Source organism: Streptomyces sp. NPDC006450, assembly GCF_040612195.1.
Taxonomy (GTDB): domain Bacteria; phylum Actinomycetota; class Actinomycetes; order Streptomycetales; family Streptomycetaceae; genus Streptomyces.
Genome location: NZ_JBEXPT010000001.1, coordinates 84,381 through 104,780, shown reverse-complemented (window position 1 = coordinate 104,780; position 20,400 = coordinate 84,381). Strand labels below are relative to the sequence as shown.

At 69.2% G+C, this 20,400-nt stretch carries 19 protein-coding genes; 9 read left to right on the top strand and 10 right to left on the bottom strand.

Annotation, left to right across the window (positions count from 1 at the left end; translation table 11 throughout):
- From ABZY57_RS00470 to ABZY57_RS00460, 3 genes are all read right to left on the bottom strand, one after another.
- Positions 1–1,300 (bottom strand): MFS transporter (locus ABZY57_RS00470; RefSeq protein WP_356506638.1); only part of this gene is annotated, 1,300 nt, incomplete at its 3' end.
- 105 nt (positions 1,301–1,405) lie between these two features.
- On the bottom strand, positions 1,406–2,488 hold the full coding sequence (locus ABZY57_RS00465; RefSeq protein ID WP_356506636.1) for an inositol-3-phosphate synthase: 1,083 nt from the start codon (positions 2,486–2,488) through the stop codon (positions 1,406–1,408).
- 49 nt (positions 2,489–2,537) lie between these two features.
- Positions 2,538–3,140, bottom strand: coding sequence for a PadR family transcriptional regulator (locus ABZY57_RS00460; protein ID WP_356506634.1), 603 nt, complete (start codon positions 3,138–3,140; stop codon positions 2,538–2,540).
- 274 nt (positions 3,141–3,414) lie between these two features.
- Here ABZY57_RS00460 and ABZY57_RS00455 point away from each other — a divergent pair, with 274 nt between their 5' ends.
- Together ABZY57_RS00455 and ABZY57_RS00450 are read left to right on the top strand one after the other, a co-directional pair.
- Positions 3,415–5,955 (top strand): transglycosylase domain-containing protein, encoded by a 2,541-nt coding sequence (locus ABZY57_RS00455; RefSeq protein ID WP_356506632.1) that lies wholly within the window; start codon positions 3,415–3,417, stop codon positions 5,953–5,955.
- A gap of 112 nt (positions 5,956–6,067) precedes the next feature.
- Positions 6,068–7,528 carry a glycosyltransferase 87 family protein gene (locus ABZY57_RS00450; protein WP_356506630.1) on the top strand — a complete coding sequence of 487 codons (1,461 nt, stop codon included), beginning with the start codon at positions 6,068–6,070 and terminating at the stop codon, positions 7,526–7,528.
- Between the two features lies 1 nt (position 7,529).
- On the opposite strand, the gene ABZY57_RS00445 is transcribed toward ABZY57_RS00450, so the two are convergent.
- The 3 genes from ABZY57_RS00445 to ABZY57_RS00435 all read right to left on the bottom strand — a co-directional run bounded on the left by ABZY57_RS00445 (position 7,530) and on the right by ABZY57_RS00435 (position 10,188).
- Entirely contained in the window at positions 7,530–8,561 is a 1,032-nt protein-coding gene (locus ABZY57_RS00445; protein ID WP_356506628.1) for an alanine racemase, read from the bottom strand.
- Between the two features lie 67 nt (positions 8,562–8,628).
- Positions 8,629–9,747 carry a peptidoglycan bridge formation glycyltransferase FemA/FemB family protein gene (locus tag ABZY57_RS00440; RefSeq protein ID WP_243331146.1) on the bottom strand — a complete coding sequence of 373 codons (1,119 nt, stop codon included), beginning with the start codon at positions 9,745–9,747 and terminating at the stop codon, positions 8,629–8,631.
- 129 nt (positions 9,748–9,876) lie between these two features.
- Complete coding sequence (locus ABZY57_RS00435) at positions 9,877–10,188, bottom strand: hypothetical protein (protein ID WP_356506626.1); 312 nt, start codon at positions 10,186–10,188, stop codon at positions 9,877–9,879.
- Positions 10,189–10,437: 249 nt separating this feature from the next.
- Between ABZY57_RS00435 and rpsF the strand changes: the two genes are divergently transcribed.
- The 4 genes from rpsF to rplI all read left to right on the top strand — a co-directional run bounded on the left by rpsF (position 10,438) and on the right by rplI (position 12,148).
- Complete coding sequence (gene rpsF, locus ABZY57_RS00430) at positions 10,438–10,728, top strand: 30S ribosomal protein S6 (RefSeq protein ID WP_015034882.1); 291 nt, start codon at positions 10,438–10,440, stop codon at positions 10,726–10,728.
- Between the two features lie 72 nt (positions 10,729–10,800).
- Entirely contained in the window at positions 10,801–11,403 is a 603-nt protein-coding gene (locus ABZY57_RS00425; protein ID WP_356506624.1) for a single-stranded DNA-binding protein, read from the top strand.
- Positions 11,404–11,446: 43 nt separating this feature from the next.
- Positions 11,447–11,683, top strand: coding sequence for a 30S ribosomal protein S18 (rpsR, locus tag ABZY57_RS00420; protein ID WP_005315025.1), 237 nt, complete (start codon positions 11,447–11,449; stop codon positions 11,681–11,683).
- A gap of 18 nt (positions 11,684–11,701) precedes the next feature.
- Complete coding sequence (rplI, locus tag ABZY57_RS00415; protein WP_243331152.1) at positions 11,702–12,148, top strand: 50S ribosomal protein L9; 447 nt, start codon at positions 11,702–11,704, stop codon at positions 12,146–12,148.
- A 151-nt stretch (positions 12,149–12,299) separates the two neighbouring features.
- Here rplI and ABZY57_RS00410 read toward each other — a convergent pair whose 3' ends face one another.
- Entirely contained in the window at positions 12,300–13,637 is a 1,338-nt protein-coding gene (locus ABZY57_RS00410) for an MATE family efflux transporter (protein WP_356506621.1), read from the bottom strand.
- Positions 13,638–14,088: 451 nt separating this feature from the next.
- On the opposite strand from ABZY57_RS00410, the gene dnaB reads away from it, so the two are divergent.
- Together dnaB and ABZY57_RS00400 are read left to right on the top strand one after the other, a co-directional pair.
- Positions 14,089–15,552, top strand: a complete 1,464-nt coding sequence (dnaB, locus tag ABZY57_RS00405; protein WP_356506818.1) for a replicative DNA helicase — start codon at positions 14,089–14,091, stop codon at positions 15,550–15,552.
- 10 nt (positions 15,553–15,562) lie between these two features.
- Positions 15,563–16,948 carry a serine hydrolase domain-containing protein gene (locus tag ABZY57_RS00400; protein WP_356506619.1) on the top strand — a complete coding sequence of 462 codons (1,386 nt, stop codon included), beginning with the start codon at positions 15,563–15,565 and terminating at the stop codon, positions 16,946–16,948.
- Between the two features lie 10 nt (positions 16,949–16,958).
- Here the strand turns inward: ABZY57_RS00400 and ABZY57_RS00395 are convergent, their stop codons facing one another.
- The 3 genes from ABZY57_RS00395 to ABZY57_RS00385 are packed head-to-tail and all read right to left on the bottom strand — an operon-like array spanning position 16,959 to position 19,557.
- Positions 16,959–18,134, bottom strand: a complete 1,176-nt coding sequence (locus tag ABZY57_RS00395) for a winged helix DNA-binding domain-containing protein (protein WP_356506617.1) — start codon at positions 18,132–18,134, stop codon at positions 16,959–16,961.
- Between the two features lie 53 nt (positions 18,135–18,187).
- Complete coding sequence (locus ABZY57_RS00390) at positions 18,188–18,652, bottom strand: GNAT family N-acetyltransferase (protein ID WP_356506615.1); 465 nt, start codon at positions 18,650–18,652, stop codon at positions 18,188–18,190.
- A gap of 17 nt (positions 18,653–18,669) precedes the next feature.
- Positions 18,670–19,557 (bottom strand): GNAT family N-acetyltransferase, encoded by an 888-nt coding sequence (locus tag ABZY57_RS00385; protein ID WP_356506613.1) that lies wholly within the window; start codon positions 19,555–19,557, stop codon positions 18,670–18,672.
- 145 nt (positions 19,558–19,702) lie between these two features.
- Between ABZY57_RS00385 and ABZY57_RS00380 the strand changes: the two genes are divergently transcribed.
- On the top strand, positions 19,703–20,353 hold the full coding sequence (locus ABZY57_RS00380) for an HAD-IB family phosphatase (RefSeq protein ID WP_356506611.1): 651 nt from the start codon (positions 19,703–19,705) through the stop codon (positions 20,351–20,353).
- Positions 20,354–20,400: the final 47 nt, after the last annotated feature.

Genomic DNA, 20,400 nt, shown 5'->3' with positions numbered 1-20,400 from the left:
GGGGGGGTTGGGGCTGGGTGCAGGGCGATGTTTCACGTGAAACATCGCCCTGCCGCATGAGGAGTGCCGCGGTAGCGCCGTAGAGCATCGCCACCCCCAGGATCAAGGGGACGGAGCGCCCGTCGAGGGGGAGCACGAGAGCGGCCACCCCGGCGGCGCCGACGAAGGCCGCGTTGAAGAGCACGTCGTAGACCGAGAAGACGCGGCCGCGAAAGGCGTCGTCCACCTGGGACTGCACGACGGTGTCGGTGGAGATCTTGGCCCCCTGGGTGGCCAGGCCCAGCACGAAAGCGGCCGCCAGCATCGGTCCGGGCGCGAAGAACAGGCCGAGCGCGGGCACGAGCACCGCGGCGCTCGCGGCGCACAGGGTGATGGAGCCGAGGGGGCCCAGCCGGCCCACCATCCACGGAGTGATGACGGCGGCTGCGAAGAACCCGGCCCCGGACACGCCGACCGTGACCCCCAGTAGGGCCAGCCCGTCCGCCTCGTTGTCGGACCAGGCATAGCGGCAGAGCATGAGCAGCGTCACGAACAGGGCCCCGTAGCAGAACCGCATGACGGTCATGGCGGTGAGCGCCCGGGCCGCCTCGCGCCGGGAGGACAGGTGCCGCAGACCCTCGGCCAGGCCGCGCACGGTGAGGGCGACCCCCTGGCGGACCGTCGGGTTGATCCGGCCGGGAAGGTGGTCGGGGCCGAGGAGGTTCAGGGCCAGGCGCAGGGAGACCAGGGCCGCGCACAGGTAGAGGCCGGCTCCCAGGAGGACCACCAGGGCGTCGGAGTCGTCGGCCAGCACGCGGACGAGGAAGGCCAGGCCCCCGCCGGCGACGGCGGCGAGCGTGCCCGCGGTGGGTGAGAGGGCGTTGGCGGTGACCAGCTGACCGGGTGCGACGACCCGTGGCAGGGAAGCGGCCAGCCCGGCCAGTACGAAGCGGTTGACCGCGGTCACGGACAGGGCCGAGGCGTAGAAGAGCCAGTCGGGGACGTGCGCGACGATCAGCATGCCGGTGACGCAGGCGAGGAAGGCCCGCAGCAGGTTGCCGTAGAGGAACACCTGGCGGCGGCGCCAGCGGTCCAGCAGGACTCCCGCGAAGGGGCCGATCACCGAATACGGCAGCAGGAGGACCGCCATGGCCGAGGCGATGGCCGCGGCCGAGGCCTGCTTCTCCGGGGAGAAGACGACATAGGCGGCCAGTGCGACCTGGTAGACCCCGTCGGCGGCCTGGGAGAGCAGCCGTACGGCGAGAAGGTTGCGGAAGTCCCGCAGACGCAGGAGTACGCGCAGATCACGTACGACAGCCATGAGGGACAGGGTCACATACGCGGAGGGTCCCCGGGCACATTGCCCGGGGACCCTCCGCGGAAGAACAGCCGAAGTCCAGGTGTCCTTGAGGACGCCGGGTTCCGACTAGCGCTCGACCTCGCCCTTGATGAACTTCTCGACGTTCGCGTAGGCCTCGTCGTCGAAGTACTGCACCGGCGGGGACTTCATGAAGTAGCTCGAAGCCGACAGGATCGGGCCACCGATACCGCGGTCCTTGGCGATCTTCGCGGCGCGCAGGGCGTCGATGATGACACCGGCCGAGTTCGGGGAGTCCCACACCTCGAGCTTGTACTCGAGGTTCAGCGGAACGTCACCGAAGGCGCGGCCTTCGAGGCGGACGTAGGCCCACTTGCGGTCGTCGAGCCACGCGACGTAGTCGGACGGGCCGATGTGGACGTTCTTCTCGCCGAGCTCGCGGTCGGGGATCTGCGAGGTGACGGCCTGAGTCTTGGAGATCTTCTTCGACTCGAGGCGGTCGCGCTCCAGCATGTTCTTGAAGTCCATGTTGCCGCCGACGTTGAGCTGCATGGTGCGCTCAAGACGGACACCGCGGTCCTCGAACAGCTTCGCCATCACGCGGTGCGTGATGGTGGCGCCGACCTGCGACTTGATGTCGTCGCCGACGATCGGGACACCGGCCTCGGTGAACTTGTCGGCCCACTCCTTGGTGCCGGCGATGAAGACCGGGAGGGCGTTGACGAAGGCGACCTTGGCGTCGATGGCGCACTGGGCGTAGAACTTCGCCGCAGCCTCGGAACCGACCGGCAGGTAGCAGATCAGGACGTCGACCTGACGGTCCTTGAGGGTCTGGACGATGTCGACCGGGGTCTCGGTCGACTCCTCGATCGTCTCGCGGTAGTACTTGCCCAGACCGTCCAGGGTGTGGCCGCGCTGGACGGTCACACCCGCGCTCGGGACGTCACAGATCTTGATGGTGTTGTTCTCGCTGGCGCCGATGGCGTCCGAAAGGTCGAGGCCGACCTTCTTCGCGTCGACGTCGAACGCGGCGACGAACTCGATGTCGCGCACGTGGTAGTCGCCGAACTGGACGTGCATCAGACCGGGGACCTTGGCCGCCGGGTCGGCGTCCTTGTAGTACTCGACGCCCTGCACCAGCGAGGCGGCGCAGTTGCCTACGCCGACGATGGCTACGCGAACCGAACCCATTCCGGTTGCTCCCTGTTTGTTCTCGGACGAGGCCTGCGAGATGCAGACCTCACTTTTCAGTTTCGTCGGACGGACCGGGTCGTCTCTGATCCCGTCCCGCCCTCTCACTCTCGATGAGCTCGTTCAGCCAGCGCACTTCGCGCTCCACGGATTCCATGCCGTGGCGTTGCAGCTCGAGCGTGTAATCGTCGAGCCGCTCGCGTGTGCGAGCCAGCGCGGCGCTCATCTTCTCCAGGCGCTCCTCAAGGCGGCTGCGACGGCCTTCCAGTACCCGCATGCGTACGTCTCGTTCGGTCTGACCGAAAAAGGCGAAGCGGGCGGCGAAGGACTCGTCCTCCCAGGCATCGGGGCCCGTGTGGGAGAGGAGCTCCTCGAAGTGCTCCTTACCTGCTGCCGTCAACCGGTAGACGATCTTGGCGCGGCGCCCTGCGAGTGAAGCGGCGAGAGCGTCTTCCGGGGCATTGCCCGGTTCTTCGATCAACCAGCCGTTGGTGACGAGCGTCTTGAGGCAGGGGTAGAGCGTCCCGTAGCTGAACGCTCTGAACACCCCCAGCGAGGTGTTGAGCCGCTTGCGCAGCTCGTAACCGTGCATGGGGGATTCGCGAAGCAGGCCGAGAACAGCGAACTCGAGGATGCCTGAGCGCCTGCTCATCCGCCTGCCCTTTCCCCGCCTCGGAGTCTTTATGTCGAGCTGATGTATCGACTCGATACATCCAGACGATAGAACGGGTGGCCGCCCGCTACAAGTGCCGACACGGTGACCGGCGTCACATCACTGATTTGCGTGAGGCAAGTTGCCTGATTTGGGGTGAACTTCGGCACTGATTAGCTTTTGGGCGTGCGTAGTCTGTGCGCCATGACACCGGGGGGACCGGAACTCACCTGCCGCTTCCAGGCCACTCGCCTGCCCGAGGAGTAGTCGTTCGATGAGCGAGCACCGCCGCAAACCGCAACAGCCCCAGAGCGGTGGCCGCGCCGCCGCCCGCAGGGCTGCCCAGCAGCGCCCCGCCAGGGGCGCCGGTTCCGGGCGTGACGTCCCCACCGCGTCACCCAGCGGGCCGTATTCCCAGGAGCCGGGTCACGGCAGCCGTTCGGACGCCCGGAGATCCGCCGGCCGCGGCTCGGCGGGACGGGGCAGAAGCGCCGCTGGAGCAGCGGCCGCCGGCCGCCCCAAGCGGTTCATCAACTACCCGCGCGGGGAAAAGGCCGGCTGGAAGCGCTTCGTCCCGTCCTGGAAGCTCGTCAGCGGCACGGCCCTGGGCTTCTGCGCGATCATCACGGCAGGCGCCGGCATCGGCATCGCCATGGTGAACACGCCCGACGCGAACAAGATGGCCGATGCGCAGAACAACGTCTTCTACTGGTCCGACGACACCCAGATGGTCGCGACCGGCGGCTCCATGAACCGTCAGATCGTCCCCATCGAGAAGATCCCCCTGTCGATGCAGAACGCCGTGATCGCGGCGGAGAACGAGTCCTTCGAGTCGGACAAGGGCGTCGACCCGATGGGCATCGCCCGCGCCGTGTGGAACATGGCCAAGGGCGGATCCACCCAGGGCGGCTCGACGATCACCCAGCAGTACGTGAAGAACACGTACCTGGACTCCGACCAGACGCTCAAGCGAAAGGTCACCGAGCTCTTCATCTCGATAAAGCTGGGTGTGAGCGAGGAGAAGAACAAGATCCTCGCCGGCTACCTGAACACGGCCTACTACGGCCGTGACGCCTACGGGATCCAGGCGGCCTCGCGCGCGTACTTCGGCAAGGACTGCGACAAGCTGACCCCCTCCGAGAGCGCCTTCCTCGCCGCCTTGCTCAAGGGCCCGAACCTCTACAACCCCGACGGCGGCATCGGCTCCGCGGCGACGCCCGAGGCGAACCGGGCGCGGGCCGAGGAGCGCTGGGCCTGGGTGCTGGACCGCGAGGTCAAGGTCGGGCGCATGCAGCAGGCCGAGCGGGACAAGTACAAGGAATTCCCCGCTCTGATCGAATCCGCCGAGGCCGCCGGCATGTCCGGCCAGATCGGCTACCTGGTCGAGACGGCCAAGCTGTACATGCTGAAGAAGAACGGCATCAAGGTCGAGGACCTGGCCAAGGGCGGCTACCGGATCTACACCACCTTCGACAAGAAGAAGGTGGAGGCGATGGTCAAGGCCGTCGAGGGCACCCGCGACGGGATGCTCGACGAGAAGGCGCGGCCCGACACCGACACCTTCGTACAGTTCGGCGCGGCCTCCGTCGACGTGAAGACCGGCGCCCTCGTGGCCCTGTACGGCGGCCCCGGCATCGACAAGAAGCACTTCAACAACAACGCCAACACCTCCGGCGTCCAGGTCGGCTCGACCTGGAAGCCGTTCGTGCTGGCGGCGGCCATGCAGTACGGCACCCAGAACTCGAAGGGCGAGGGGATCTCGGCCGACAGCAAGTACATGGCCAGCGACCTCACGGTGATCAACAACCGTGCGGGCCAGCCGCTGCGCGACGGCTCCGGCAAGCCGTTCCGGCAGAAGAACGAGAGCCCGACCGATTACGGCTACGTGACCTTGAACAAGGCGATGGAAGACTCCATCAACGTGCCCTTCGCCCAGCTCGTCTTCGACGTCGGCCACAACAAGGTGAAGGACGTGGCCAAGGCCACCGGCATCCTCCCGGAGTCCTTCGACCCGAACGACAACGCCTCCTTCGCGCTCGGCACCTCGACCCCCAGCGCCATCCGGATGGCCGACTCGTACGCCACCTTCGCCGCCTCCGGCACCCACCACGATCCGTACTCGGTGCGCAGCGTCAAGAAGAACGGCCACGACGTCCCCGGCTTCGAGCCGCCCAAGGCGGAGCGGGCCATGGACAACTCCATCGCGGACAACATCACCAAGGTCCTGCGCAACGTCGTCGAGAAGGGCACCGGTACGAAGGCCAAGAAGCTCGGCCGGCCCGCCGCGGGCAAGACCGGTACCACCGACAAGAACATGTCGGCCTGGTTCGTCGGCTACACCCCCGAGCTGTCCACCTCCGTGGCCCTGTTCCGCTCGGACCCGAGTGCGAAGAAGAAGGAACTGATCTCGATGAGGGGCGTGGCGGGCATCCCCTCCCTCCACGGTGGTGACATCCCGGCCGAGATCTGGACGAAGTACATGAAGGAGGCGCTGAACGGCGTCCCGAAGTCGGACTTCCCGGAGCCCGAGGAACTCGGTGTCGTCGCGGACGCCTCCGGCGCTCCCTCGCCCACCCCCTCGCCGTCCCCCTCGCCCTCGCCCTCGCCGTCCCCGTCGAACTCGCCGTCCCCGTCTCCCAGCCCGAGCCCTTCGCGCAGCCACGGCAAGCCGCCGACCTGCAAGCCGTGGGCCATCTGTGAGCCGAGCCCCAGCGCCAGTTCGTCCCGGTCGCCCTCGCCCTCGCCCAGCAAGTCGCGTGACAGGCCGAGCGGCGGTACCGGAGACTTCCCGATAGGGGGCTCCACGGGCGGCTGACCGTCGCCCCATGACACGGCCGGAGAGGGCCGTCGCACCCGGTGCGGCGGCCCTCTCTCCCGTGTACCCCCGTGTCATGGGCGAGGGTTGCGCCGTACGGCAGGATGTGCGCATGACGAAGGTGCACGAGGACAGCCCCGTACTGCCCACCCAGCAGGACGAGGTGGCCGCCGCGGGGAGCGAGTTCATCGGCGGCCCGCTGGGCCGTTACGCCCGGCTGGGCGGCCACTGGCTGACCCCGGTGCGGGTGGTCGTGCTCGTCGCCCTGGGGATGTTCGCGCTCGGCATGGTGCAGAAGCTGCCCTGCTACGACTGGGCGTGGTTCCGCGGGGCCGGCTCCCAGTACACGCACGCCTGCTACTCGGACATCCCGCACCTCTACGTCGTACGCGGCTTCGCCGACGGCCTCACCCCGTACTTCGACCGGATCCCCGGCGACATGCAGTTCCTGGAGTACCCGGTGCTCACCGGGCTCTTCATGGAGATCGCCTCGTGGATGACCCCCGGCAGCGGCTCCATGCAGCACCGGGAGCAGATGTACTGGATGGTCAACGCGGGCATGCTGATGGTCTGCGCTGCCGTGATCGCGGTGTGCGTGGCCCGCACCCACCGCAGGCGGCCGTGGGACGCGCTGCTCTTCGCCCTCGCGCCCGCCTTCGCCCTCACCGCGACCATCAACTGGGACCTCCTGGCCATCGCCCTGACCGCCGCCGCGATGCTCATGTGGTCGCGGGGCGGTGCGCGGTCCTTCGGTGTCCTGATCGGCCTGGCCACCGCTGCCAAGCTCTATCCCGTCCTGCTGCTCGGGGCCGTGTTCGTGCTCTGCTGGCGCGCCGGGAAGTGGCGGGCGTTCGGCGAGGCGGTCGGCGGCGCCCTGGTCGCCTGGCTCGCGGTGAACCTGCCCGTGATGCTCTTCGCCTGGGAGGGCTGGCAGAAGTTCTACACCTTCAGCCAGGAGCGGCCCATCGACTTCGGGTCGGTATGGCTGCTGATCTCCCAGCGCTCCGGGAACCCCCTCGAAGGGGCCAACACCTATGCGACGGGCCTGACGCTGCTGCTGTGCGCGGGCATCGGGCTGCTCACGCTCACGGCGCCCCGGCGCCCCCGCTTCGCGCAGCTGGCCTTCCTGCTGGTGGCGGCCTTCATCCTGGTCAACAAGGTCTACTCGCCCCAGTACGTGCTCTGGCTCATCCCGCTCGCCGCGCTGGCCCGGCCGCGCTGGCGGGACTTCCTGATCTGGCAGGCCGGCGAGGTCGTCTACTTCCTGGGGATCTGGTTCTACCTCGCCTACACGACCAGCGGCGACAAGCACCAGGGCCTGCCCCTGGAGGGCTACCAGCTGGCCATCGCGGCCCACCTGCTGTGCACGCTCTACCTGTGCGCGGTGGTCGTGCGCGACATCCTGCTGCCCGAGCGGGACGTGGTGCGGCGCGACGGCTCGGACGACCCCTCCGGGGGCGTCCTGGACGGCGCCGAGGACGTCTTCGCACTCCCGCGTACGCCGAAGGCGCCGCAGGACGCGGCGCCTTCGGAGGGACAGCGGGTGGAGTGGGGCGCGCGCCCCGGGGAGTGACTCAGGCGTCGAGCACCCGGTCGAACTGCGTGGTGGTGTGGCGCAGGTGCGCCACCAGCTCGTCGCCGACCTTCGGCTCGGGAGAGTCCGACGGCACGAACAGGATGGACACCTGCATGTGCGGCGGCTCGGCGAACCAGCGCTGCTTGCCCGCCCACACGAACGGCGACAGGTTCCGGTTGACGGTGGCGAGTCCGGCCCGGGCGACGCCCTTGGCGCGCGGCATCACCCCGTGCAGGGCCTTGGGGGCCTCCAGGCCGACTCCGTGGGAGGTACCGCCTGCGACGACGACCAGCCAGCCGTCGGAGGCGGCCTTCTGCTGCCGGTAGCCGAACCGGTCGCCCTTGGCGACGCGGGTGACGTCGAGCACCGCGCCGCGGTACTCGGTCGCCTCGTGGTCGCCCAGCCACAGCCGGGTGCCGATGCGGGCCCGGAAGCGCGTCTGCGGGAACTGCTGCTGCAGCCGCTCCAGATCGGAGGCCTTCAGGTGGCTGACGAACATCGTGTGCAGCGGGAGCCGGGCCGCCCGCAGCCGGTCCATCCAGCCGATGACCTCCTCGACGGCGTCGGAGCCGTCGGGGCGGTCCAGCGGCAGGTGCAGGGCGAAGCCCTCCAGCCGGACGTCCTCGATCGCCGTGTGGAGCTGGCCGAGGTCCTGCTCGGAGATCCCGTGCCGGCGCATCGAGCTCATGCATTCGATGACCACTCGGGCGCCGACCAGGCCGCGCACCCCGTCCAGCGAGGACACCGAACGGATGACACGGTCCGGCAGCGGCACCGGCTCCTCACCGCGCCGGAACGGGGTGAGGACGAGCAGGTCACCGCCGAACCAGTCCTTGATGCTGGCGGCCTCGTACGTCGTCCCGACGGCGAGGACGTCGGCACCCATCCGGGTCGCCTCCTCGCAGAGCCGCTCGTGACCGAAGCCGTAGCCGTTGCCCTTGCAGACGGGGATCATCCCCGGGAACTGGTCCTGGATCTGCTTCTGGTGCGCACGCCAGCGCGCGGTGTCGACGTAGAGCGTGAGCGCCATGCCCGTCCGGAGCCTCTCTCGATGAGCTGCGTGGTGCAGCGGTGCGGTGTGTGTGGATGGAGCGGGGTCAGCGACGCGACATGTAGATGTCGAGCGCCTTGTGCAGCAGCTTGTTGAGCGGGAAGTCCCACTCGCCGACGTACTCGACGGCCTCTCCGCCCGTGCCGACCTTGAACTGGATCAGACCGAACAGGTGGTCGTTCTCGTCCAGGGTGTCACTGATGCCGCGCAGGTCGTAGACGCTTGCGCCGAGCGCGTAGGAGTCGCGCAGCATGCGCCACTGCATCGCGTTCGAGGGACGGACCTCGCGCTTGTGGTTGGCGGAGGCGCCGTACGAGTACCAGACGTGCTGGCCGACGGTGAGCATCGTGGCGGCGGCCAGCGGCTCCCCCTCGTGCGTGGCGATGTACAGCCGCATCCGGTTGGGGTCCTCGGAGTTGAGGGCCGTCCACTGGCGCTGGAAGTAGCTGAGCGGGCGCGGGCGGAACTTGTCGCGCTCGGCCGTGACCTCGTACAGCTTCTGCCAGGTCGGCAGGTCCTCGTAGCCGCCCTGGACGACCTCGACGCCGGCCTTCTCGGCCTTCTTGATGTTGCGGCGCCACAGCTGGTTGAAGCCCTTGAGGACGTCGTCCAGCGAGCGGTTGGCCAGGGGTACCTGGAAGACGTACCGGGGCTGGACATCGCCGAAGCCGGCGCCGCCGTCCTCGGCCTGCTGCCAGCCCATCCGGCGCAGCTTGTCGGAGACTTCGAAGGCGCGGGGCTCGATGACGGAGGCCTCCACGTCGCGCAGGCGCTTGACCTCCGGGTCCTGGATACCGGCCTTGATGGCGGTCGAGTTCCAGCGGCGGATGACGACGGGCGGGCCCATCTTCACGGTGAAGGCGCCCTGCTGCTTGAGGTGCGCCAGCATCGGCTGGAGCCACTCTTCGAGGTTCGGGGCGTACCAGTTGATGACCGGGCCCTCGGGGAGGTACGCGAGGTACCGCTTCACCTTGGGCAGCTGTCGGTACAACACGAGTGCGGCGCCGACGAGTTCGCCGGACTGGTCGAACCATCCGAGGTTCTCGGAACGCCACTCGTTCTTGACGTCGGCCCACGCCGGGACCTGGCAGTGGCTAGCCGAGGGCAGGCTCTGGAGGTAGCCCAGGTGCTGCTCTCGGCTGATGGTCCTCAGGGACAGGCTCATGCGGGGCGTCTCCTCGGCGGCTTCGCTGGCTATGGCGCGAAGCCTACTGCGACGGGGGCGCCACCCATCTGGGGGACAGGCCGTGCCTGGGCCGGTGGGAGGCCGGCGCCCCGTCGCGGAGCCACCCGGTCAGCCCAGCCAGCCGCCGAAAAGACCGCCGTGTGCCATGCCGAGGAAGAAGCCGATCGCCGAGGCTCCGAGGCCGATGATCAGTGCTGTGCGTTCGCGTGTCGTGGCGGAGATGAACTGGCCGTAGAGCCCGGTGACGATCCCGATCAGCCCGGTCCACGAGCTGAGCAGGTGCAGATCGTGGAAGAAGGCCGTGATGAACGCCACGGCGCCGAGGAACAGGGTGACCGCCACCAGGGTGTCCTGGAGCGGATGGGGCTTGCCGTCGGTCGCGAAGAGCGAGATGGACTGGCGTTGCATTGCCTGTGCCATGGGAGGCACCTCCTGGCTGCAGCAGAGCGGTGCTGCGGGCGGCCTCCGGCAGGGGCCGGGGGCTTAGCACCGAGAACACCCGATGCATACAGATTGTGGCCTCCTGGTGCCGGATTTCAACCGGAAGGAGTCGAGGAGGTAGTCTGTACAGCTGCGCGGTGTCTGCTCTGCAGATGCCGTGCGCACGCATCACGACCCTCCTGCCACGGAACGACCGTGGCCGCTGAGTCCAAAGGAGGTGGGTTCCACATGCGTCACTACGAAGTGATGGTCATCCTCGACCCCGATCTCGAGGAGCGCGCTGTCTCCCCGCTGATCGAGAACTTCCTTTCTGTCGTCCGTGAGGGCAACGGAAAGGTCGAGAAGGTCGACACCTGGGGCCGTCGTCGTCTCGCTTACGAGATCAAGAAGAAGCCCGAGGGCATCTACTCGGTCATCGACCTCCAGGCCGAGCCTGCGGTCGTCAAGGAGCTTGACCGACAGCTGAACCTGAACGAGTCGGTTCTCCGGACCAAGGTCCTTCGCCCCGAGACCCACTGAACTTCGGTTCAGCGGTAATCGGGACCGAGTAGCACAGCAGCCCAGCAGCAATCCCCGCCGAGAGGTTCATCCATGGCAGGCGAGACCGTCATCACGGTCGTCGGCAATCTCGTCGACGACCCCGAGCTGCGCTTCACCCCCTCGGGTGCGGCGGTCGCGAAGTTCCGTGTCGCGTCCACTCCCCGCACCTTCGACAAGCAGACCAATGAGTGGAAGGACGGCGAAAGCCTGTTCCTGACCTGCTCGGTCTGGCGTCAGGCGGCGGAGAACGTCGCCGAGTCCCTTCAGCGGGGCATGCGCGTCATCGTGCAGGGCCGGCTGAAGCAGCGGTCGTACGAGGACCGTGAGGGTGTCAAGCGCACGGTCTACGAGCTGGACGTCGAGGAAGTCGGCCCCAGCCTGAAGAACGCCACGGCCAAGGTCACCAAGACCACGGGTCGCGGTGGCCAGGGTGGATACGGCGGCGGTGGCGGCGGTCAGCAGCAGGGCGGCGGCAGTGGCAACTGGGGCGGAGCCCCCAGTGGCGGCGCCCCCCAGGGCGGCGGAGCTCCCTCCGACGACCCCTGGGCGTCCAGTGCGCCGGCCGGCGGCCAGCAGCAGGGCGGCGGCGGTGGCGGTTGGGGCGGAAGCTCCGGCGGCTCCGGCGGTGGCTACTCGGACGAGCCGCCCTTCTAGGGCAGCTCGCACCCCCACTTCTTGATTTCACAGGAGAGACACAATGGCGAAGCCGCCTGTGCGCAAGCCTAAGAAGAAGGTCTGCGCGTTCTGCAAGGACAAGACCGCGTACGTGGACTACAAGGACACGAACATGCTGCGGAAGTTCATTTCCGACCGTGGCAAGATCCGTGCCCGCCGCGTTACCGGCAACTGCACGCAGCACCAGCGTGACGTCGCCACGGCAGTCAAGAACAGCCGTGAGATGGCACTGCTGCCCTACACGTCCACCGCGCGATAAGGAAAGGGTGACCGAATAATGAAGATCATCCTGACCCACGAGGTCTCTGGCCTCGGCACCGCCGGCGATGTCGTCGACGTCAAGGACGGTTACGCTCGCAACTACCTGGTCCCGCGTGGTTTCGCGATCCGCTGGACCAAGGGTGGCGAGAAGGACGTGGCGCAGATCCGCCGCGCCCGCAAGATCCACGAGATCGCGACCATCGAGCAGGCCAACGAGTTCAAGGCCAAGCTCGAGAACGTCAAGGTCCGTCTGGCCACCCGCGCGGGTGACGCCGGTCGTCTCTTCGGTTCCGTCACGCCCTCCGACATCGCCACGGCGATCGAGGCGTCCGGTGGCCCGAAGGTCGACAAGCGCCGCGTGGAGCTGGGCTCCCCGATCAAGACCCTCGGTTCGTACCAGGTCTCCGTGCGCCTGCACGCTGACGTGGCCGCGACCGTCGGCATCGAGGTCGTCGCCGCCTAAGGGCTGCGCATGAAGGGCCGCACCCCTGTGGGGGTGCGGCCCTTCTTCGTTGTTTCACGTGAAACACGGGGTTTCACGTGAAACACGGGCTCGCTCACGGCCGTGTTTCACGTGAAACATCGCTCCAGGGCCCGCCGTGGCCCACCTCGGTCTACCGGGTGGCTCCGGCGACCAGCCAGCGGCCCGAGCGGGCCCGGAGCTGGAGGGTGCCCATCCTGACCAGCATCATCAGGGTCATGGCGCACCAGAGGGCCGTCAGTCCGCCGCCCAGGGCCGGTACGAGCAGGGCGGCCGGGGTGAAGACGGCGAGGGTCAGGAGCATGGCCCAGGCCAGGTAGCGGCCGTCCCCCGCGCCCATCAGGACTCCGTCGAGGATGAAGACGATGCCGGAGACGGGCTGCGAGAAGGCCACCACGAGAAGGGCCGGCAGCAGGGCGGCCTCGACGGCGGGGTCGCTCGTGAAGAGCGGGATGAACACGGGGCGGGCCGCGATCACGAGGAGGCCCAGGACGATGCCGGAGCCGATCCCCCACTGGACCATGCGGCGGCAGACGGCCTTGGCTCCCTCGGTGTCGCCCGCGCCGAGGTAGCGGCCGATGATGGCCTGCCCGGCGATCGCGATCGCGTCGAGCGCGAAGGCGAGCAGGCTCCACAGGGCGAGCAGGATCTGGTGGGCCGCGATGTCGGCGTCCCCGAGGCGTGCGGCCACGGCGGTCGCGATCAGCAGGACCGCCCGCAGGGACAGGGTGCGGACCAGCAGGGGCGCACCGGCCTGCGCGCAGGCCCGTATGCCCTCGGCGTCGGGCTTCAGGGAGGCGCCGTGCCTGCGGGCGCCCCGGACGACCACGACCAGGTAGGCGGCGGCCATGGCGCACTGGGCGATCACCGTGCCCCAGGCGGAGCCGGCGATGCCGAGGCCGGCCCCGTAGACGAGGGCGACGTTCAGGGCTCCGTTGAGGGCGAATCCGCCGATCGCGACGTAGAGCGGGGTCCGGGTGTCCTGGAGGCCGCGGATCACACCGGTGGCGGCGAGCACCACGAGCATCGCGGGGATGCCGAGGGCGGAGATCCGCAGGTAGGTGATCGCGTACGGGGCGACGGTGTCGGAGGCCCCGAAGAGGGAGATCAGGGTGGGCGCCGTGGGCAGTACGACGGCGACGACGGCCGCGCCGAGGAACAGGGCGAGCCAGATGCCGTCCATGCCCTGCCGGATGGCCGCCTGGAGGTCGCCCGCGCCGACGCGGCGGGCCACGGCCGCGGTGGTGGCGTAGGCGAGGAAGACGAAGATGCTCACGGCCGTGGTGAGCAGTGCGGCCGCGATGCCGAGACCGGCCAGCTGGGGTGTGCCGAGGTGGCCCACGATGGCGCTGTCGGCCATCACGAAGAGGGGTTCGGCGACGAGGGCGCCGAAGGCTGGGACGGCGAGTGCGAGGATCTCGCGGTCGTGCTGTCTCGGGGCAGCCGTCGGTGCGATGGGGGCCTGTCTCATGCGCTCAATCTAATCTTCCACAGGTAATAGACGCAAGGCCCTTTGGATCCTTACGGATCCGGCGATTCGAGCGTTCGTTGCACCTCGTTGGAGGCGATCCTGAGACACTGGCGAATTTTTTTCTCCCCCACAGCCGGTGGAGAGGGAAATCGCAGGTCAGATGGGTTAGGTGGGTAGGGCAGGTGATTTTGTCCACAGCGCCGTCCCCCGGTCCGTACACAGCTTCCGGGGAGTTACCCACAGCATTGGCCCCGTCATCCACATCTCATCCACACAGCCTGTGGATAACAAGATTGGCTGACGTCGCTCGCGGGCCTACCGTTGGTCGTTGTCCGACTCGCCGAGAGCCGATTCGGGTGCCCCAAATGTCAGAGCCGTGTCGTAGAAAGAGTGACACGGCAAGGTCCGCGTTGCGGACGGGAGGAGGCGGCCCGTGAGCATGTCCGAGCCCATGGACGACCCCTGGGCCGACAGCGGTCCAAGTGACCGTCTGCCCGCCCGTACGCGCCGTGGCGGCGAAGGCCGTGGCCGTGGAGACGACGAGAGCGACCGGGGCCGCGAGGGCGGATCCTGGGACGGCGGTGGCGGGGGCTTCGAGCGCGTCCCGCCCCAGGACCTCGACGCCGAGCAGTCCGTCCTGGGCGGCATGCTGCTGTCCAAGGACGCCATCGCCGACGTGGTCGAGGTGCTGAAGGGGCACGACTTCTACCGTCCGTCGCACGAGACGATCTACCAGGCCATCCTCGACCTGTACGCCAAGGGAGAGCCGGCCGACCCGATCACCGTCAGCGCCGAGCTGACCCGGCGCGGTGAGATCAGCAAGGTCGGCGGGGCCCCCTACCTGCACACCCTGGTCCAGTCCGTCCCCACGGCGGCGAACGCCGAGTACTACGCGGAGATCGTCCACGAGCGGGCCGTCCTGCGACGGCTGGTCGCCGCCGGCACGAAGATCACGCAGATGGGTTACGCCGCCGACGGGGACGTCGACGAGATCGTCAACAGCGCCCAGGCCGAGATCTACGCCGTCACCGAGCAGCGGACCTCCGAGGACTACCTGCCGCTCGGCGACATCATGGAAGGCGCCCTCGACGAGATCGAGGCGATCGGTTCGCGCAGCGGCCAGATGTCGGGCGTCCCGACCGGCTTCACGGACCTGGACTCGCTGACCAACGGTCTGCACCCGGGCCAGATGATCGTCATCGCGGCCCGTCCCGCCATGGGCAAGTCCACCCTCGCGCTCGACTTCGCCCGCGCCTGTTCCATCAAGGCCAATCTGCCCAGCGTCATCTTCTCCCTCGAAATGGGGCGCAACGAGATCGCGATGCGCCTGCTCTCGGCGGAGGCCCGGGTGGCCCTGCACCACATGCGCTCCGGCACGATGACGGACGACGACTGGACCCGGCTGGCCCGCCGGATGCCCGACGTCTCCGCCGCCCCGCTCTACATCGACGACTCCCCGAACCTGTCGATGATGGAGATCCGCGCGAAGTGCCGCCGCCTCAAGCAGCGCAACGACCTCTCGCTCGTCGTCATCGACTACCTCCAGCTGATGCAGTCGGGCGGCTCGCGCCGACCCGAGAGCCGCCAGCAGGAGGTCTCGGACATGTCCCGAAACCTCAAGCTCCTGGCGAAGGAGCTGGAGGTGCCGGTGATCGCGCTGTCCCAGCTGAACCGTGGTCCCGAGCAGCGCACCGACAAGAAGCCCATGGTCTCCGACCTGCGTGAGTCCGGCTCGATCGAGCAGGACGCCGACATGGTGATCCTGCTGCACCGCGAGGACGCCTACGAGAAGGAGTCCCCCCGCGCGGGTGAGGCGGACCTGATCGTGGCGAAGCATCGTAACGGTCCGACGGCCACCATCACCGTGGCCTTCCAGGGCCACTATTCGCGGTTCGTGGACATGGCCAACACGTAGCATCCACACCATGGATGCCGCACTCGAAGATCTCGTCCTCCTGCCCGCGACCCGGCGAGCGCTGAGCCACCGGATCGCGGTCGCGCAGCGCGAAGGCCGTGCTCCGTCCCTGGTGGCGGCCGTCGTACGGGGTGGCGAGGTGGTCTGGGAGGGATCCCGGACGATGGTCGAGGGGCACGGTCCCGACGGAAACGTGCAGTACCGGATCGGGTCGATCACCAAGACGTTCACGGCCGTGCTGGTGATGCGGCTGCGGGACGAGGGCCTGCTGGAACTGGGCGACCCGATCGAGAAGTTCCTTCCGGGTACGGGAGTCGGCGAGGTGACGGTGGGGCAACTGCTGTCCCACACCTCAGGGCTGGCGGCGGAGACGCCCGGCGAGTGGTGGGAACGCACGGCGGGCACGCTGCGGCCGGAGCTCTCGGACGTCCTGGGCGAGCGCCCCTTCCGCTTCGAGCCGGGTCGGCGCCACCACTACTCCAACCCCGGCTACACACTGCTCGGTTCACTCGTCGAGGCCGTCCGCGCGATGCCCTGGGAAGAGGCGCTCCGTGTCGAGGTGCTGGAGCCGCTGGGTCTGCAGCGCACGACGGCCCAGCCGGTGGCCCCGCACGCCGACGGCTGGGCGGTGCACCCGTGGGCGGACGTGATGATGCCGGAACCCCAGGAGGACCTCGGGCTCATGGCCCCGGCCGGCCAGCTGTGGTCCACCACCGGTGATCTGGCGAAGTTCGCCGCCTTCCTCGTCCGGGGCGACGCGCGCGTGCTGAGCGCCGAGTCCGTACGGGAGATGCGGACGTCGGCCACTCCCCCGGAGCCGGGCATCGCCGATCTCGGATACGGGCTGGGGATGCAGCTGACACTGAGCGGCGGGCGCCGGCTCGCGGGCCACAGCGGCTCGCTGCCGGGCTTCCTCGCCGGGCTGTGGCTGAGCGAGGCGGACGACGTGGCTGCGGTGGCGCTGGCCAACTGCACGTCGGGGCTCGCGGTGTCGACGCTGGCGGCCGAACTGGTGGGCATCGTCGCCGAGGCGGAGCCGCGGATCCCCGAGCCGTGGCGGCCGCTGCGGGAGGCCGATCCCGTCGCACTGGAGCTGTGCGGCCCTTGGTACTGGGGCACGTCCACCCAGGCCGTACGACTGACCTACGACGGACTCCTGGAGCTGGGCCCGGTGGGCGCGGGCGGCCGGGCCGCCCGCTTCCGGCCGGAGCCGGACGGCAGCTGGACCGGACTGGGCGGCTACTACGCGGGTGAGTCGCTGCGGGCCGTACGGCGGCCGGACGGATCGGTGAGCCACCTCGACCTCGCCTCGTTCGTGTTCACCCGGGAGCCCTACGACCCGAAGGCCCCGGTGCCCGGCGGGGTCGACCCGCAGGGCTGGCGGGGCATCGGCTAGCGGACGGCCTTCACCCGGCTACGAGTTCACGCTCCAGCGGGGTGCGGAAGCGCGGGGTGACGCGGGCCTCCCCCAACCAGGTGGCGAGCCGGACGGCCTCGGCGGCGACGGCCTTCTCGGCTTCGCTGCCGGGGTCCCCCAGGAGCCGGTGGACGATCTCGCCGTCGCCGCGCTGGGCCCAGCCACCGACGATCTCTCCGTTCCACCACACGGTGGGGCCGATGTTGCCGGAGCGGTCGAAGAGGGCCGGCCGGTGGGCGGGGTCGAGATGGAAGCTCCGGTCCACCCAGCCCATCGCGCTCGGGTCGAGGGCGGGAAGCAAGGCTGCCCAGGGCTCCTGCCCGGGTTCTGGCCCGGTGTCCCCGGGGCAGACGAGCGCGCTGGCGCCGCCCTCGAGCCGGACCTCGTCGGGGCCGACGGCCGCGAGGGCCTTGCGGACCTCGGTGAGGGTCCAGCCCGTCCACCACTTGAGGTCGGCCTCGGTGGCCGGACCGTAGGAGTGGAGCCATCGGCGGGCGATCTCGGCGCGGGCCTCGGCCGCGGGGACGGAGGGCCAGGGTTCGGTGTGGGCCCAGCGGTACTGGCTGGAGGTCCACGATCCCCGGGGCCGGTCCCGGCGGATCCGGCCGTCGGCGGCCAGCAGGCGGATGACGCGCGTGGCGACCCCGGTCTCGGTCTCGTAGTTCTTGCCCCGGCCGTAGACGAACTTCCGGCGCAGAGCGGGGACGGCCGTGGAGAGCTGGCTGCCGGTGGAGGGGCCGTGGGCGTCGAGCGCCTGGAGCACGGCGCTCTCCACCTGGGCCAGCCAGTCCGCGTCGAGGCCCTGACCGTCCTCGTCGAGGTGCTTGAGGAAGGTGCGGCGTTCCTTCAGGGCGATGCCGCGGGCGGCGGAGGCGTCGACGTACGGGGCGAGCTCGTTGGAGACGGCGAAGAGCGTGTTGCGCATGCTGAGCAGCCGTACCAGGGTCACGTCTTCGTACAGGGCCTGCTCGATCGCGGCCGGCGAGCCTTCGTTCAGCCTGGCGCGGACGGAGAGGAAGACGGTCGCCGCATCGGTGGCGTGCAGAGCGACGACGCAGTCCGCGGCCTCGGGCACGGTGGCGGCGTGTGCCGACGGGGCCAGGCGGTGCCTGCGGCCGAGGCGCCGGCGGCGCTCCGCGGTGCTGAGGAGGGGAAGGCTGCTCATCCTCCCGATCGTAGGCCGGGCCGCCGGCAGCGGCACGGCCCACGCACGTGGCCTCAGAGCTGGAGCTTGAACCCGACGTGGGAAGCGGCGAAGCCGAGCCGCTCGTAGAAGCGGTGGGCGTCGGTGCGGGTCACGTCCGAGGTGAGCTGGACGAGTTGGCAGTTCTCGGCACGTGATTGTTCGATCGCCCACTCGATCAACAGGGTGCCCAGCCCGCTGCCGCGTTCGCCGGAGTGGACCCGTACGCCCTCGATGATCGAACGGGTGCTGCCCTTGCGGGAGAGGCCGGGGACGATCGTCAGCTGGAGGGTGCCGATGACGTCGCCCGCGCGGACGGCGACGACCACGTGTTGGTGGGGGTCGTCCGTCAGCCGCTTGAGGGCCGCGGCATAGGGGGTGAGATCGTCCGGGGACTCCCGGGCGGCACCGAGCGGGTCGTCCGCGAGCATCGCGACGATCGCGGGCAGGTCCTCCTCGGTGGCGGGGCGGATGAGCAGGCCGGAGTCGCTGTCGGTCATGGTCTGGTGCTCCTCGCTCAGCCGGCCGCCACGGTGAGCGGGGCCCACCGGCGGGTCCAGTCACCGGGTAGACCGGGGATGTCCCGGGTCATGACGGTGTTGAAGGCCACCGAGCCGAGACCGCGGTCCTTCAGCCAACCGAGCAGTTCTTCGTGGCGTACGTCGACATCGGTCCGCAGGTGCCGGTCCGTGGACGCCGCGAGGGCGGTGACGAGAGCCTGGGCCGTGCCGGTGTCACGGGCAACCAGGGGGCCGATGACATGGGTGTCCATGTTCGGCCAGATGGCTCCGTAGCCGATCAGGCAGCCGGAGGGGTCCTCCGCGACGAGCAGCCGGTCCGTGAAGGCCGGCAGTCGGGTGACCATGTGGGTCCGGTCGGCGCCGAAGACCTCGGCGTCCAGCAGGAGGATCCGCGAGATGTCCTCGGCGCCCGCGGGGCGTACGCGGACGGTGTCCTGCGCGGGGCCGGTGGCGTCCGGGCTGAAGGAGCCCCGGAGCATCTCGGCGCGGCCGGTGGTCTCGAAGCCGAGCTCCTCGTAGAGGGGGCGGCCGTACGGGGTGGCGTGCAGGGTGAGCGGAACGCCCTTGAGGACCTCGTCGCAGATGTACCTCATCAGGTACCGGCCCAGACCCTGGCGGTTGTAGCGCTCGGCGACGAGGACCATGCCGATGGCGGCGAGATCGGGATCGGCCAGCGGCGGTCCGTACCGGGTGACCACGCAGGCCGTGGCCAGTCCCTGTCCGTCGGGGGCGTCGATGCCGTAGCCGTTTCCGGCGGCGAGCAGCAGCCCCCACTTGTGGTCCTCGCGGGGCCAGCCGCGGTCTTCGGAGAGATCGGCGCAGTGGCGGAGGTCGTCCACGGTCAGTGCGCGGATCGGGAGGGAGGTGAGGTGGGGTGGTGTCACGGCCCCAGCCTGGTTCATCGACGGTGACCTGGTCCAGGGGATTTGGGGTGGATGTTTCACGTGAAACATCACGCGCACCTCACATGGGGGCCGTTGGGAGGAACCCACTGTTTCACGTGAAACAAACGCACTAGCCTCGACGGCTATGACCCTCCTTCACCTTTTCGACCTCGACGGGACGCTGATGTACGGCTCGGCCTCGCCGGTCGAGATCTCGCGTCAGCTCGGGCTCTCCGACGAGATCGCCGAGCTGGAGCGGGCCTTCGCCGCGAGGGAGCTCCAGCCGCACCAGTTCGCACTGGCGGCACAGACCCTCTGGGCGGAGCTGACTCCGGCCCACGTCCGGGCGGCGTTCGACGGGGCTCCGTGGCTGTCGGGGATCCGGGACGTCTGGCAGGCGATCAGGGCGCGCGGTGACTACTGCGCGGTCATCTCGCTGTCGCCGTCGTTCTTCGTGGAGCTCCTCCTGGAGTGGGGTGCGCACGCTGCGCACGGCTCCGTCTTCCCGGAAGTGCCCTTCACCCGGCCGGTGGACGTGGCCGGGATCCTGACTCCGGAGGGCAAGGTGAAGGTCGCGGACCGGCTGTGCGCGCAGTTCGGTGTGACCCGGGCCGACTGCGTCGCGTACGGGGACTCCAGCACCGACGTGGCGCTCTTCGCGGCAGTCCCGCTCTCGGTCGCGGTGAACGCCCGGCCCTACTTGGTGGAACGGGCGACGCACGTCTACGAGGGCCGGGACCTGCGCGAGGCTTACCAGCTGACAGGGGTGGCGCGCATGGGAGTTGAGGAATCTTAAGGGGAAAGTGGGTTCGAAACGCGGAATTCCCGCATTTCCCCGCACGC

What these genes read in the sequence shown, in the direction of transcription:
- ABZY57_RS00465 (WP_356506636.1), bottom strand. Translation starts at nt 2,488, where the DNA reads ATGGGTTCGGTTCGCGTAGCCATCGTCGGCGTAGGCAACTGCGCCGCC.
- ABZY57_RS00460 (WP_356506634.1), bottom strand. Translation starts at nt 3,140, where the DNA reads ATGAGCAGGCGCTCAGGCATCCTCGAGTTCGCTGTTCTCGGCCTGCTT.
- ABZY57_RS00455 (WP_356506632.1), top strand. Translation starts at nt 3,415, where the DNA reads ATGAGCGAGCACCGCCGCAAACCGCAACAGCCCCAGAGCGGTGGCCGC.
- ABZY57_RS00450 (WP_356506630.1), top strand. Translation starts at nt 6,068, where the DNA reads ATGACGAAGGTGCACGAGGACAGCCCCGTACTGCCCACCCAGCAGGAC.
- ABZY57_RS00445 (WP_356506628.1), bottom strand. Translation starts at nt 8,561, where the DNA reads ATGGCGCTCACGCTCTACGTCGACACCGCGCGCTGGCGTGCGCACCAG.
- ABZY57_RS00440 (WP_243331146.1), bottom strand. Translation starts at nt 9,747, where the DNA reads ATGAGCCTGTCCCTGAGGACCATCAGCCGAGAGCAGCACCTGGGCTAC.
- ABZY57_RS00435 (WP_356506626.1), bottom strand. Translation starts at nt 10,188, where the DNA reads ATGGCACAGGCAATGCAACGCCAGTCCATCTCGCTCTTCGCGACCGAC.
- rpsF (WP_015034882.1), top strand. Translation starts at nt 10,438, where the DNA reads ATGCGTCACTACGAAGTGATGGTCATCCTCGACCCCGATCTCGAGGAG.
- ABZY57_RS00425 (WP_356506624.1), top strand. Translation starts at nt 10,801, where the DNA reads ATGGCAGGCGAGACCGTCATCACGGTCGTCGGCAATCTCGTCGACGAC.
- rpsR (WP_005315025.1), top strand. Translation starts at nt 11,447, where the DNA reads ATGGCGAAGCCGCCTGTGCGCAAGCCTAAGAAGAAGGTCTGCGCGTTC.
- rplI (WP_243331152.1), top strand. Translation starts at nt 11,702, where the DNA reads ATGAAGATCATCCTGACCCACGAGGTCTCTGGCCTCGGCACCGCCGGC.
- ABZY57_RS00410 (WP_356506621.1), bottom strand. Translation starts at nt 13,637, where the DNA reads ATGAGACAGGCCCCCATCGCACCGACGGCTGCCCCGAGACAGCACGAC.
- dnaB (WP_356506818.1), top strand. Translation starts at nt 14,089, where the DNA reads ATGGACGACCCCTGGGCCGACAGCGGTCCAAGTGACCGTCTGCCCGCC.
- ABZY57_RS00400 (WP_356506619.1), top strand. Translation starts at nt 15,563, where the DNA reads ATGGATGCCGCACTCGAAGATCTCGTCCTCCTGCCCGCGACCCGGCGA.
- ABZY57_RS00395 (WP_356506617.1), bottom strand. Translation starts at nt 18,134, where the DNA reads ATGAGCAGCCTTCCCCTCCTCAGCACCGCGGAGCGCCGCCGGCGCCTC.
- ABZY57_RS00390 (WP_356506615.1), bottom strand. Translation starts at nt 18,652, where the DNA reads ATGACCGACAGCGACTCCGGCCTGCTCATCCGCCCCGCCACCGAGGAG.
- ABZY57_RS00380 (WP_356506611.1), top strand. Translation starts at nt 19,703, where the DNA reads ATGACCCTCCTTCACCTTTTCGACCTCGACGGGACGCTGATGTACGGC.